This window comes from Aquabacterium sp. J223 (assembly GCF_024666615.1).
GTDB lineage: Bacteria > Pseudomonadota > Gammaproteobacteria > Burkholderiales > Burkholderiaceae_C > J223.
The window spans coordinates 1684158-1696418 of record NZ_CP088297.1; the positions used below are offsets into that span (position 1 = coordinate 1684158).

10 protein-coding genes and 1 pseudogene are annotated in these 12261 nt (G+C 73.1%); 3 read left to right on the top strand and 8 right to left on the bottom strand.

Annotation, left to right across the window (positions count from 1 at the left end; genetic code table 11):
- Positions 1-23 precede the first annotated feature (23 nt).
- Genes LRS07_RS08125 through LRS07_RS08145 form a run of 5 tightly spaced genes read right to left on the bottom strand, consistent with a single transcriptional unit; the run spans position 24 to position 6078 of the window.
- The gene (locus LRS07_RS08125; protein ID WP_260501432.1) at positions 24-293 is read right to left on the bottom strand and encodes a formate dehydrogenase subunit delta; all 270 of its coding nucleotides are present in this window, start codon (positions 291-293) and stop codon (positions 24-26) included.
- Positions 290-1111, bottom strand: a complete 822-nt coding sequence (gene fdhD / locus LRS07_RS08130) for a formate dehydrogenase accessory sulfurtransferase FdhD (RefSeq protein WP_409450618.1) — start codon at positions 1109-1111, stop codon at positions 290-292. The genes LRS07_RS08125 and fdhD overlap by 4 nt, the downstream gene beginning before the upstream one ends.
- The gene (gene fdhF / locus LRS07_RS08135; protein ID WP_260501433.1) at positions 1108-3981 is read right to left on the bottom strand and encodes a formate dehydrogenase subunit alpha; all 2874 of its coding nucleotides are present in this window, start codon (positions 3979-3981) and stop codon (positions 1108-1110) included. The genes fdhD and fdhF overlap by 4 nt, the downstream gene beginning before the upstream one ends.
- 10 nt (positions 3982-3991) lie before the next feature.
- Positions 3992-5545: a formate dehydrogenase beta subunit gene (locus LRS07_RS08140; protein ID WP_260501434.1), complete on the bottom strand. Its 1554-nt coding sequence runs from the start codon at positions 5543-5545 to the stop codon at positions 3992-3994.
- Positions 5542-6078 (bottom strand): NAD(P)H-dependent oxidoreductase subunit E, encoded by a 537-nt coding sequence (locus tag LRS07_RS08145; protein ID WP_260501435.1) that lies wholly within the window; start codon positions 6076-6078, stop codon positions 5542-5544. The genes LRS07_RS08140 and LRS07_RS08145 overlap by 4 nt, the downstream gene beginning before the upstream one ends.
- Before the next feature lie 105 nt (positions 6079-6183).
- On the opposite strand from LRS07_RS08145, the gene LRS07_RS08150 reads away from it, so the two are divergent.
- The gene (locus LRS07_RS08150) at positions 6184-7335 is read left to right on the top strand and encodes a substrate-binding domain-containing protein (protein WP_260501436.1); all 1152 of its coding nucleotides are present in this window, start codon (positions 6184-6186) and stop codon (positions 7333-7335) included.
- On the opposite strand, the gene LRS07_RS08155 is transcribed toward LRS07_RS08150, so the two are convergent.
- A complete protein-coding gene (locus LRS07_RS08155) occupies positions 7332-8042 on the bottom strand; it encodes a hypothetical protein (RefSeq protein WP_260501437.1) in 711 nt (236 codons plus the stop codon). The two genes, LRS07_RS08150 and LRS07_RS08155, sit on opposite strands and share 4 nt — an antisense overlap.
- Here LRS07_RS08155 and LRS07_RS22435 point away from each other — a divergent pair.
- Together LRS07_RS22435 and budC are read left to right on the top strand one after the other, a co-directional pair.
- Positions 7923-9393: pseudogene (locus LRS07_RS22435) on the top strand (S8 family peptidase). The gene LRS07_RS08155 and the pseudogene LRS07_RS22435 sit on opposite strands and share 120 nt — an antisense overlap.
- Positions 9394-9438: 45 nt before the next feature.
- Positions 9439-10206: a meso-2,3-butanediol dehydrogenase gene (gene budC / locus LRS07_RS08170; protein WP_260501439.1), complete on the top strand. Its 768-nt coding sequence runs from the start codon at positions 9439-9441 to the stop codon at positions 10204-10206.
- Positions 10207-10212: 6 nt separating this feature from the next.
- Here budC and prmB read toward each other — a convergent pair whose 3' ends face one another.
- Both prmB and dapE read right to left on the bottom strand, forming a co-directional pair.
- Positions 10213-11088, bottom strand: coding sequence for a 50S ribosomal protein L3 N(5)-glutamine methyltransferase (prmB, locus tag LRS07_RS08175; RefSeq protein ID WP_260501440.1), 876 nt, complete (start codon positions 11086-11088; stop codon positions 10213-10215).
- A gap of 7 nt (positions 11089-11095) precedes the next feature.
- Positions 11096-12241, bottom strand: coding sequence for a succinyl-diaminopimelate desuccinylase (dapE, locus tag LRS07_RS08180; RefSeq protein WP_260501441.1), 1146 nt, complete (start codon positions 12239-12241; stop codon positions 11096-11098).
- Positions 12242-12261: the final 20 nt, after the last annotated feature.

Below are 12261 nucleotides of genomic sequence, written 5' to 3' on the forward strand. Positions count from 1 at the left end.
CGGGCATGCCGGGCCGCGGATCGTCAGCCGCCCGTCGGCGGCGGCACCTCGTCGGGCGGGGAGGGGCACAGCGCTTCGCGGTGGGCCCGCAGCGACTGCAGCACGGCCGGGCTGAGGCCTTCGCCGCCGGCGTCCAGGTGCGCGAAGAGCTGCCGGCGCATGCGCGGCTCCCAGAACTTCCGGATGTGACCGGCGATCCCGTCGTCCACTTCCTGCGGGTCGGGCATGGCGACGAAGAAGTCGCCGATGCTGTTGGCCATGCGGACCAAATGCTGGGTCGAGTCGTTGCTCATGGGGCCGGAAAGATCAGTCGTTCGGCATGGCTGTACGCCACCCAGTCGTCGCCGCGGGCGAAGCCGAGCAGGGTGAGGCCGGCGTCGTCGGCCGTGTGCACCGCCAGTGCGGTGGGCGCGGAGATGGCGGCCATCAGCGAGACGCCGGCGCGCGCGGTCTTCTGCACCATCTCGTAGCTGGCACGGCTGGTGACGACGACGAAGCCCTCGGCGGCCGGCAGCGCCTGGCGGGCCAGGGCGCCGACCAGCTTGTCGAGCGCGTTGTGGCGGCCGACGTCCTCGCGCACGAGGTCGATGCGGCCGTCGGCGCGGCACCAGCCGGCGGCATGGGTGGCGCCGGTGGCCCGGGCCAGCGACTGGTGCTCCTTGAGCTGGCGCAACCCGCGGGCCACCGCCGCGGCGTCGAAGCGCGCCGGCTGCGCCACGCCGCCGCCCACGCCGGGCAGCGCGGTGGCCAGGCTGTCGGTGCCGCACAGGCCGCAGCCGGTGCGGCCGGCCATCGTGCGGCGGCGTTCCTTCAGCCGCACCATGCAGCGGCTGGCGATCTCCAGGTCGAGCACCCAGCCCTCGGCGGCCTCGGCCGCCTCGACGCCGAACACGTCGGCGGCGCCGTCGACCAGCCCCTCGCTGAGCGAGAAGCCGACGGCGAAGTCCTCCAGGTCGAGCGGGGTGCACAGCATCACCGCATGGCTCACGCCGTTGTACTGCAGCGCCACCGGCACCTCGTCGGCCACCCAGTCGCCGACCGCGCGCACCGCGCCGTCGCGGCGGGCGAGGGCCTGCACGCGGCGGGCGCCGGGGACGTCGTCCAGGCTCACTTGGCCGGCACCGCCTCGGCCGGCTTGGCCGACGCCAGCAGGTCCAGCTGCGTGCGGTTGAAGCGTCCGTACTCCTGCTGCCACTGCGAGGGCTGGGCCACCGGCATCACCTGCACCGCCGTCACCTTGTACTCGGGGCAGTTGGTGGCCCAGTCGGAGTTGTCGGTGGTGATGACGTTGGCGCCGCTCTCGGGGAAGTGGAAGGTGGTGTAGACCACGCCGGGCTGCATGCGCTCGCTCAACTGCGCGCGCAGCACCGTCTCGCCGGCGCGGCTCTGGATGCCGACCCAGTCGCCTTCCCGGATGCCGCGCTCCTCGGCGTCGTGCGGGTGGATCTCCAGCCGGTCCTCGTGGTGCCACAGGTTGTTGGCGGTGCGCCGGGTCTGCGCGCCGACGTTGTACTGGCTGAGGATGCGGCCGGTGGTCAGCAGCAGCGGGTAGCGGCGGGTGACCTTCTCGTCGGTGGGCACGTACTGCGTGATGATGAAGCGGCCCTTGCCGCGCACGAAGTGGTCGACGTGCATGATGGCCGTGCCGGCTTCGTCCGTGTCCTCGTTGCAGGGCCACTGCACGCTGCCCAGGCGCTTGATCTTGTCGTAGCTGACGCCGCGGAAGGTGGGCGTCAGCGCCGCGATCTCGTCCATGATCTGCGACGGGTGCTCGTAGTGCATCGGGTAGCCCAGCGCATTGGCCAGCAGTTGCGTCACCTCCCAGTCGGCGTAGCCGGCCAGCGGCTTCATCACCTTGGTCACGCGCGAGATGCGGCGCTCGGCGTTGGTGAAGGTGCCGTCCTTCTCCAGGAACGACGCCCCGGGCAGGAAGACGTGGGCGTACTTGGCGGTCTCGTTGAGGAAGATGTCCTGCACCACCAGGCACTCCATCGCCGACAGCGCGGCGGTGACGTGCTGCGTGTTGGGGTCGGACTGCACGATGTCCTCGCCCTCGCAGTACAGCCCCATGAAGCTGCCGTCCAGCGCGGCGTCGAACATGTTCGGGATGCGCAGGCCCGGCTCGGCCTGGATGGGCACGCCCCAGGCCGCCTCGAACTCGGCGCGCACGGTGGTGTCGCTGACATGCCGGTAGCCCGGCAGCTCATGCGGGAAGCTGCCCATGTCGCAGCTGCCCTGTACGTTGTTCTGGCCGCGCAGCGGGTTCACGCCCACGCCCTCGCGGCCGACGTTGCCGGTGGCCATGGCCAGGTTGGCGATGCCCATCACCATGGTCGAGCCCTGCGCATGCTCGGTCACGCCCAGGCCGTAGTAGATGGCGGCGTTCTTGCCCTTCGTCGCGTACAGGCGCGCCGCGCGCCGCATGGCCTCGGCCGGCACGCCGGTCACCTCGGCCATCGCCTCGGGCGAGTTCTCGGGCCGTGCCACGAACTCGCGCCACTGCGCGAAGCTCTTGTCGTCGCAGCGCTGCGCGATGTAGGCCTCGTCGAGCAGGCCCTCGGTGACCACCACGTGCGCCAGCGCGGTGATGACGGCGACGTTGGTGCCCGGCCGCAGCTGCAGGTGGACGTCGGCCTTGACGTGCGGCGCGTCGACCAGGTCGATGCGGCGCGGGTCGACCACGATGAGCTTGGCGCCCTCGCGCAGCCGCTTCTTCATGCGCGAGGCGAACACCGGGTGCGCGTCGCTCGGGTTGGCGCCGATGACCATGATCACGTCGGACTGCTCGACCGACTTGAAGGTCTGCGTGCCGGCCGAGGTGCCGAAGGTCTGGCCCAGGCCGTAGCCGGTGGGCGAATGGCAGACGCGGGCGCAGGTGTCGACGTTGTTGTTGCCGAAGGCCGCGCGCACCAGCTTCTGCACCAGGTACGTCTCTTCATTGGTGCAGCGGCTGGAGGTGATGCCGCCGATCGAGTCGCGGCCGTGCTGGGCCTGGATGCGCTTGAACTCGCTGGCGGCGTAGCCGATCGCCTCCTCCCACGACACCTCGGTCCAGGGGTCGGTGATCTTCTTGCGGATCATCGGCTTGGTGATGCGGTCCTTGTGGGTGGCGTAGCCCCAGGCGAAGCGGCCCTTGACGCAGGAGTGGCCCTCGTTGGCCTGGCCGTCCTTCCACGGCGTCATGCGGATGACCTCCTCGCCGCGCACCTCGGCCTTGAAGCCGCAGCCCACGCCGCAGTAGGCGCAGGTGGTGATGACGCTCTTGGTCGGCATGCCGAGCGAGATGACCGACTTCTCCTGCAGCGTGGCGGTGGGGCAGGCCTGCACGCAGGCGCCGCAGCTCACGCACTCGCTGTCCATGAAGGGCTGGTCCTGGCCAGCCGACACCCGCGAGTCGAAGCCGCGGCCCGAGATCGTCAGCGCGAAGGTGCCCTGGGTCTCCTCGCAGGCGCGCACGCAGCGGTTGCAGACGATGCACTTGCTCGGGTCATAGGTGAAGTACGGGTTGGACTCGTCCTTCGTGTCGTTCAGGTGGTGCGCGCCGGCCGCCTCGCCCACGCCGTAGCGGACGTTGCGCAGGCCGACCTCGCCGGCCATGTCCTGCAATTCGCAGTCGCCGTTGGCGCTGCAGGTCAGGCAGTCCAGCGGGTGGTCGCTGATGTACAGCTCCATCACGTTGCGCCGCAGGTCCTGCAGCTTGGCGCTCTGGGTGCGCACCACCATGCCGTTCTCCACCGGCGTGGTGCAGGAGGCCGGGTAGCCCTTGCGGCCCTCGATCTCGACCAGGCACATGCGGCAGGAGCCCCAGGCCTCCAGGCTGTCGGTGGCGCAGAGCTTGGGGATGTTGGTGCCGGCCTCGGCGGCGGCCCGCATGACGGAGGTGCCCGCCGGCACCGTCACCGGCTGGCCGTCGATGGTCAGCGTGACCAGGGCGGTGGATTCGCGCTTCGGCGTGCCGAGGTCGATCTCGTGGATGCGCATGGCGGCTCCTTCAGGCGGCGTCGGCTTGGGTCAGGCCGAAGTCGCGCGGGTAATGGGTGAGGGCGGAGAGCACCGGGTACGGTGTCATGCCGCCCATGGCGCACAGGCTGCCGTGCAGCATGGTGTCGCAGAGTTCCTTGAGCAGGATGACCTGCTGCTCTCGTTCACGGCCGGCGGTGATGCGGTCGATGACCTCGACCCCACGGGTGGAGCCGATGCGGCAGGGCGTGCACTTGCCGCAGCTCTCGATGGCGCAGAACTCCATCGCGTAGCGCGCCAGCTGCGCCAGGTCGGCGCTGTCGTCGTGCACCACCACGCCGCCGTGGCCCAGCACCGCGCCTACCGCGGCGTAGGCCTCGTAGTCCAGCGGCAGGTCCCACTGCGACTCGGGCACGTAGGCGCCCAGCGGCCCGCCGACCTGGATGGCCTTGACCGGCCGGCCGCTGGCGGTGCCGCCGCCGAAGTCGAACACCAGCTCGCGCAGGGTGCGGCCGAAGGGCAGTTCGAACAGGCCGCCGTGCCGGATGTTGCCGGCCAGCTGGAAGGGCAGGGTGCCGCGCGAGCGGCCGGCACCGAAGCCGGCGTAGTGCGCCGGGCCCTCGGCCAGGACGGTCGGCACCGCGGCGAAGGTGAGCACGTTGTTGATCACCGTCGGCCGGCCGAACAGGCCCTCGATCGCCGGCAGCGGCGGCTTGGCGCGCACGATGCCGCGCTCGCCCTCCAGGCTCTCCAGCATCGCCGTCTCCTCGCCGCAGACGTAGGAGCCGGCGCCCTTGCGCCATTCGAGGTCGAAGGCGCGTCCGGAGCCGAGCACCGACGCGCCGAGCACCCCCGCGGCCCGCGCGCGTCGCACGGCCTCGTCGAAGGTGCGGATCGCGTCCGGGTACTCCGAGCGGATGTAGACGAAGCCCTTGGTCGCGCCCACCGCCAGGCCGGCGATGGCCATGCCCTCGATGAGCATGAAGGGGTCGCCCTCCATCAGCATCCGGTCGGCGAAGGTGCCGCTGTCGCCCTCGTCCGCGTTGCAGACGACGTACTTCTGCTCGGCACTCGCCGCGGCCACGGTGCGCCACTTGATGCCGGTGGGAAAGGCCGCGCCGCCGCGGCCGCGCAGGCCGGCGTCGAGCACCTGCTGCACGATGGCCGCCGGCTGGAGCGCCAGCGCCGCGCGCAGGCCCTTCAGCCCGCCCTGCGCCTCGTAGTCGGCCAGCGACAGCGGGTCGGTGAGGCCGCAGCGGGCGAAGGTCAGGCGCTGCTGGCGCTTCAGCCAGGTGATGTCGTCGGTGGGGCCGAGCGCCAGCGCATGCGGCCGGCCGTCGAGGAAGCCGGCCTCGAACAGCGAGGCCACGTCCTCGGCCTCCACCGGGCCGTAGGCCACGCGGCCCTGGGCCGTCGCCACCTCGACCATCGTCTCCAGCCACAGCAGGCCGCGCGAGCCGTTGCGCACCACCTGCACGGCCAGGCCGCGGCTCGCCGCTTCCGCTTCGATGGCCGCGGCGACCGCATCGGCGCCCACCGCGAGGGCCGCGCTGTCGCGCGGCACGTAGACCCTGGTGCCGCTCATGTCGCTTCCTTCAACGACGCCATCAGCCGCGCCAGCTTGGCCGGCGTCACCCGCGCCTGCGGCCGGTCGTCCAGCAGCACCGCCGGCGACTGGGCGCACAGGCCCAGGCAGTAGATGGGCTCCACCGTGCAGCCGTGTTCGCGGCCCAGCGCCTCGGCCTGTGCCAGCAGCGCCTCGCCGCCCATCGTGCGGCAGCTCTCGGCGCGGCACACCTGCAGCACGTGCGCCCGGGCCGGCGTCTGCCGGAAGTGGTGGTAGTAGGTGATGACGCCGTGCACCTCGGCGCGCGAGCGGTTCACCGCCTTGGCGATCATCGGCACCGCGTCGGCGGGCACATGGCCCAGCGCGTCCTGCACGCCGTGCAGGATGGGCAGCAGCGCGCCGTCCAGGTGGCGGCGCTCGGCAATCACGGCGGCCACCGCATCGGCCCAGGCCGGCGGCAGGGTGGCGGGCGGCGTGGACCGCGCGCCGGCCTGCGGCAGCAGTTCGTCCGGCGCCAGGGGGCCCGGGTGGTCATATGCGGTGCTTGGCATAACGGCTCGGCGGGTGGGTCCGCGCAATCTAGCCGTTGCGCGGCACCGGCTCAATAGGCACCGCGCAGCCGATGTCATGTGCTGCCGTGCACATAAACTCCGGACATGCGACCCCAGGTGCAGATCCGCCCGGCATGGACGCTGCGCGACGAGCGCGGCACCACGCTCGTGCCGCGCCTGATCGACCTGCTGGTGCAGGTGCACGAGGACGGCAGCCTGCTCGCCGCCTGCCAGCGCGCCGGGGTGTCCTACCGCCACGCCTGGGGCCTGGTGCGCCAGGGCGAGGCGCTGTTCGGCGCGCCCCTGCTGGTGATGGCGCGCGGCAAGGGCTCGACGCTGACGCCGCTCGGCCAGACGCTGGTCTGGGCCGACCGGCGCATCGCCGCCCGGCTGTCGCCGCTGCTGGACAGCCTGGCCAGCGAGCTGGAGTTGGAGATCGGCAAGGTGCTGTCGGCCGGCGACACCCCGCTGCGGCTCTTCGCCAGCCACGGCTTCGCGGTGGAGCAGCTGCACGACACCCTGCTGCGCGAGGGCCAGCCGGTGGAGCTGCGCTACCTGGCGGTGCCCGAGGCGCTGGCGGCGCTGCGCGACGACCAGTGCGACCTCTGCGGCGTGGCGCTGCCCGAGGGCGAGTTCGAGGCCGAGGTGGCGGCGCGCCACCGCGCCAGCCTGTCCGGCCGCGAGGTCAGCCTGATCCACCTCGCCACCCGGCGCCAGGGCCTGATGCTGGCGCCGGGCAACCCTAAGCGCCTGTATGGCGTGCGCGACCTGGCGCGGCCCGGCGTGCGCTTCGTCAACCGACAGCCCGGCAGCGGCACCCGGCTGCTGCTGGACCTGATGCTGGCGCGCGAGGGCCTCGAGCCCGCTGCCGTGCAAGGCTACGGCCAGTGCGAATACACCCACGCCGCGGTGGCCGCCTACGTGGCCAGCGGCATGGCCGACGCCGGGCTGGGCGTGGAGACGCCGGCACGGCGCTTCAAGCTCGAGTTCCTGCCGTTGGCGAGCGAACGTTACGGCCTGCTCTGCGCCACCGAGGCGCTGGACACGCCGAAGGTGCAGGCGGTGCGGGCGGTGCTGCAGCGGCCCGAGGTGCGGGCCGCCATCGACGCGCTGCCCGGCTACGAGGCGGGGCCCGCCGGCGAGGTGCGCCCGCTGCACGCCGCCCCGGCCGCCGCGCGGGCGCGAGCGCCGGCCGCGCGGCTGAAGAAAGACCCCAGCGTTACCAACACTTGCCCCTCCCGGCGGGCAGGTCTCTAGCATCCGCGCCGCGTCCGGTCCCCCGGGTGCCGTCGCCATCCCCCTGTGAATGCGACCGCGGTCCGCACCGCGGCGCAAGGAAGTTCCCCGTGAGCCCTCTGCACTGGCGCGCCGTCATTGGCGCCAGCCTCGCCCTTGCCGTCCTGCCCGTGCTGGCCGGCGGCCGTGAAGACCCCGCCGGCCGCACGGCACAGGCCGCTGCCGAGCCGCCCACGGTCGACCGCCTCATCGTGCGCCTGCGCGACCCCGATGCCGCCGGCCGCGCGGCGCGGTTGCAGCGGCTGGGCGGCGTGCTGGGCGAGCGGCTGACCACGCTGCGCGGCATGTCCGGCCAGGCCGACGTGGCGCGCCTGGGCCGCCGGGTGCCGCTGGCCGAGGCGCGGGCCATCGCCCGCCGCCTGGCGCAGGACCCCGACGTGCTCTACGCCGAGCCCGACGTCCTCCTGCAGGCGCACCGGGGGCCGAACGACGTGATGTACGGCCAGCAGTGGGACCTGTTCGAGGCCGCCGCCGGCGTCAACGCGCCGGCGGCCTGGGACGTGACCACCGGCGCGCCCGGCCTGTCGGTGGCCATCGTCGACAGCGGCGTGCGGCCGCACGCCGAGCTGGCCGGCCGGCTGCTGCCGGGCTGGGACTTCGTCACCGACCCGGCCACCGCGAACGACGGCGGCGGCCGCGACGGCGACGCCGCCGACCCGGGCGACCACGGCTGCAACGGCAGCGCCAGCAGCTGGCACGGCACGCACGTGGCCGGCACCGTCGGCGCGGCGGCGAACAACGGCAGCGGCGTCGCCGGCCTGAACTGGGCCTCGCCGCTGCTGCCGGTGCGGGTGCTCGGCCGCTGCGGCGGCTATTCGTCGGACATCATCGACGGCCTGCGCTGGGCCGCCGGCATCCCGGTGGCCGGCGCGCCGGCCAACCCGTATGCGGCGCGCGTGATCAACCTCAGCGCCGGCGGCCCGGGCGCCTGCTCCTATGCCTTCCAGAGCGCGGTCAACGACATCGTGGCCCGCGGCGCCGTGCTGGTGGTGTCGGCCGGCAACGACAACGCCGACGTGGCCAACACCCAGCCGGCGAACTGCAACGGCGTGGTCGCGGTGGCGGCCGTCAACCGGCGCGGCGGCCGCGCCAGCTACAGCAACTATGGCGCGAAGGTCAGCATCGCCGCGCCCGGCGGGGGGCGACGGCAGCGGCATCCTGTCCACGCTGAACAGCGGCAGCACCACGCCGCTGGCCGACAGCTACGCGCTCTACCAGGGCACCAGCATGGCGGCGCCGCATGTGACGGGCGCGGTGTCGCTGCTGCTGTCGGTGCAGCCGACGCTGTCGCCGGCCGAGGTGCTGCAGCGGCTGCAGGCCAGCGCCCGGCGCTTCCCCAGCGGGACCGGGTCGGACTGCGGCAGCGGCCAGTGCGGGGCCGGCCTGCTCGATGCCGGCGCGTTGCTGGCGGCGGCGGTGGCCGCGCCCGCACCGGCCACCACCTGGACCCTGCTGGTGCGCGAGGGCCAGGCCTTCAGCGCCAGCGGCACGGTGCGCTACGGCACCGGCAACCACTGGGTCGTGCGCAGCGTCAACGGCGCCGCCCAGTGCACCAACGACTGGTTCGGCAACGACCCGGCCTACGGCACCACCAAGCAGTGCGAGCTGGCCTCGGGCAGCAGCGGCAGCCCTGCGGCCAGCTGGACGCGCATCGCCAGCGAGTACGGCAGCTTCGACCTCGGCACCACGCCGCACACCGTGCGCTACGGCGTCAACGGCGCCTGGACCCAGCTCACCGTGGCCGGCGCCGGCCAGTGCAGCAACGCCTTCTTCGGCAACGACCCGGCGTACGGCTGGGCCAAGGTCTGCGAGGCCATGCCGCTGGCCACCGCCGCCAACTGGACCACCGTGGCGCAGGAATGGCAGGGCTTCAACGTCAGCGGCACCCGCAGCGTGCGCTACGGCATCGACGGCCGCTGGGTGGTGCGCAACGTCGCCGGCCACGCCGCCTGCACCAACGAGGGGTTCGGCACCGATCCGGCGCCGGGCGTCGTCAAGCGCTGCGAGGTGCTGGGGTAGGGCACGCCGGCTGCTGTGACCGGGCCTCAGCTCAGGAGACGGGTCATGCAGCAGCGGTTCAACCAACGGGTCGTCATCGTCACCGGCGCCGGCTCGGGCATCGGCGAGGGCGTGGCCGAGCGCTTCTTCGCCGAGGGCGCAAGCGTCGTGCTGGCCGGCCGCGGGCGCGACAAGCTGCAGGCCGTCGCCGACCGGCTGGGCGACGAAACCCGGCTGCTGGTGCAGCCCTGCGACGTGGCCGACTGGGGCCAGGTGCAGGCGCTGGTGCGGGCGGCGGTCGAGCGCTTCGGCGGGCTGGACGTGATGGTCAACAACGCCGGCGTCGCACCCGAGGGCGACGCGCTCGACGTCAGCCTCGACGACTGGGACCAGGCGCTGCAGATCGACCTCACCGGCGTCTTCCACGGCTGCCGCGCGGCGCTGCCCGAACTGCTCGAGCGCGGCGGCTGCATCGTCAACATGGCCTCGGTCAGCGGCCTCGGCGGCGACTGGGCGATGGCGGCCTACAACGCCGCCAAGGGCGGGGTGGTCAACCTGACCCGGTCGCTGGCCATGGACTTCGGCGAACGGGGCGTGCGCGTCAACGCGGTGTGCCCGTCGCTGACGCGGTCGAACATGACCGAGGACATGCTGAAGGACGAGGCGCTGATGGCCCGCTTCATGGACCGCCTGCCGCTGAAGCGCCCGGCCGAGCCCGCCGACATCGCCGGCGTCGTCGCCTTCCTCGCCAGCGACGACGCCCGCTTCGTCAACGGCGTCAACCTGCCGGTGGACGGCGGCGTGACGGCGTCGAACGGGCAGCCGAGGATGTGAGGCGGCTCACGCCGCCGACAGCGCGTCGCGCTCCAGCAGCAGCACCTGGTCCTCCCCCGCGCTGGTCTCCAGCCACACCGGCTGCAGGCGGGGGAAGGCGCGTTCGAAGTGCTGGCGCTCGTGGCCGATCTCGAGCACCAGCACGCCGTGCGCGCTCAACACCGCGGGCAGGTCGGCGAGCAGGCGGCGGACGAAGTCCATGCCGTCGGGGCCGCCGGCCAGGGCCAGGCCGGGCTCGGCCTGGAACTCGGGCGGCAGCGCGGCCATCGAGGCCGCGTTGACGTAGGGCGGGTTGCAGAGGACCAGGTCGTACGGCCCGCGGCCGGCGACGGCGGCCAGGCCGTCGCCCTGCAGCAGGGCGATGCGGTCCTGCAGTCCGTGGCGCGCGACGTTGAGCCGCGCCACGGCCAGCGCGTCGGCGCTGAGGTCGGCGGCGTCGACCTGCACCTCGGGCCAGGCCATGGCGGCCAGCACCGCCAGACTGCCGTTGCCGGTGCACAGGTCGAGCACACGCTGGGTGCGGTCGCTCAGCCAGGCGTCCAGCGTGCCGTCGACCAAGGGTTCTGCGATCAGCGAGCGCGGCACGATGGCGCGTTCGTCGACGGTGAAGGGCACGCCCTGCAGCCAGGCCTCGCCGGTGAGGTAGGCGGCGGGCCGGCGGCTGGCGATGCGTTCGCCCACCAGCGTTTCGATGGCCTGCCGTTCGCCCTCGTCCAGGGCCCGGTCGGCCACCCCGTCGAGGTCGTCCAGCGGCAGCTGCAGCCGCCAGAGCGCCAGCCAGACCGCCTCGTCGAAGGCGTTGGTGGTGCCATGGCCGAAGGCGACGCCAGCGGCCTTCAGGCGCTGGGCCTGGGCCTCGATGACGTCGATCAGCCGGGTCATGCGGTGGTCAGGCCAGCAGCCGCTCGAGCACGCCCTGGTAGACCGCCGTCAGCGGTTCCAGGTCGGCCACCCGCACGTGCTCGTCCACCTTGTGGATGCTGTCGTTGAGCGGCCCGAACTCCACCACCTGGTCGCACAGGCGGGCGATGAAGCGGCCGTCCGACGTGCCGCCGGTGGTCGACAGCTCGGCCTGGACGCCGGTCGCCTGTTCGATGGACGCCACCAGCGCCCGGCTCAACGACCCCGGCGTGGTCAGGAAGGGCTGGCCGGACAGGGTCCAGGCGATGTCGAACTCCAGGCCGTGGCGCTGCAGCAGGTCGGTCACCCGCGCCTTCAGCCCGTCGGCGGTCGATTCGGTGGAGAAACGGAAGTTGAAGTCGACCACCGCCTCGCCGGGGATGACGTTGCCGGCGCCGGTGCCGGCGTGCACGTTGGAGACCTGGAAGGTGGTCGGCGGGAAGTGGGCGTTGCCGCGGTCCCAGTCGATGGCGACGAGTTCGGCCAGCGCCGGCGCCAGCTGGTGCAGCGGGTTGCGCGCCAGCTGCGGGTAGGCGACGTGGCCCTGGATGCCCTTGACCGTCAGCCGGCCGGACAGCGAACCGCGGCGGCCGTTCTTGACCGTGTCGCCGAGCCGGTCGACCGAGGTCGGTTCGCCGACGATGCAGGCGTCGAGCCGCAGGCCCTGCTGCTGCAGCCAGTCGACCACCTTCACCGTGCCGTCGACCGACGGGCCTTCCTCGTCGCTGGTGAGCAGGAAGGCGATGGCGCCGGCGTGGTGGGGCCGCGCGGCGACGAAGCGCTCGGTGGCGACCACCATCGCCGCCAGCGAGGCCTTCATGTCGGCGGCGCCGCGGCCGTGCAGCCGGCCGTCGCGGTGGGTGGGCACGAAGGGGTCGCTGCGCCACTGGGCCAGCGGGCCGGTGGGCACCACGTCGGTGTGGCCGGCGAAGGCCAGCAGCGGGCCGGCCGCGGTGCCTTTGCGCACCGCCCACAGGTTGCTGACGCGCGCGCCGTCGGGGCCGAAGGGCAGCGAGGTGCAGTCGAAGCCGACGGCGCGCAGCCGATCGCCGATCAGCGCCTGGCAGCCGGCGTCGTCCGGCGTGATGGAGGGACGGGCGATCAGCGCCTCGAGCAGGAGCAGGGTGTCGGACATCGGCGGTGCAGGCCCCGGGG

Coding starts and splice junctions, on each gene's coding strand:
- dapE (WP_260501441.1), bottom strand. CDS start 12,241: ATGTCCGACACCCTGCTCCTGCTCGAGGCGCTGATCGCCCGTCCCTCC.
- prmB (WP_260501440.1), bottom strand. CDS start 11,088: ATGACCCGGCTGATCGACGTCATCGAGGCCCAGGCCCAGCGCCTGAAG.
- fdhF (WP_260501433.1), bottom strand. CDS start 3,981: ATGCGCATCCACGAGATCGACCTCGGCACGCCGAAGCGCGAATCCACC.
- LRS07_RS08150 (WP_260501436.1), top strand. CDS start 6,184: ATGCGACCCCAGGTGCAGATCCGCCCGGCATGGACGCTGCGCGACGAG.
- LRS07_RS08125 (WP_260501432.1), bottom strand. CDS start 293: ATGAGCAACGACTCGACCCAGCATTTGGTCCGCATGGCCAACAGCATC.
- LRS07_RS08145 (WP_260501435.1), bottom strand. CDS start 6,078: ATGCCAAGCACCGCATATGACCACCCGGGCCCCCTGGCGCCGGACGAA.
- budC (WP_260501439.1), top strand. CDS start 9,439: ATGCAGCAGCGGTTCAACCAACGGGTCGTCATCGTCACCGGCGCCGGC.
- LRS07_RS08140 (WP_260501434.1), bottom strand. CDS start 5,545: ATGAGCGGCACCAGGGTCTACGTGCCGCGCGACAGCGCGGCCCTCGCG.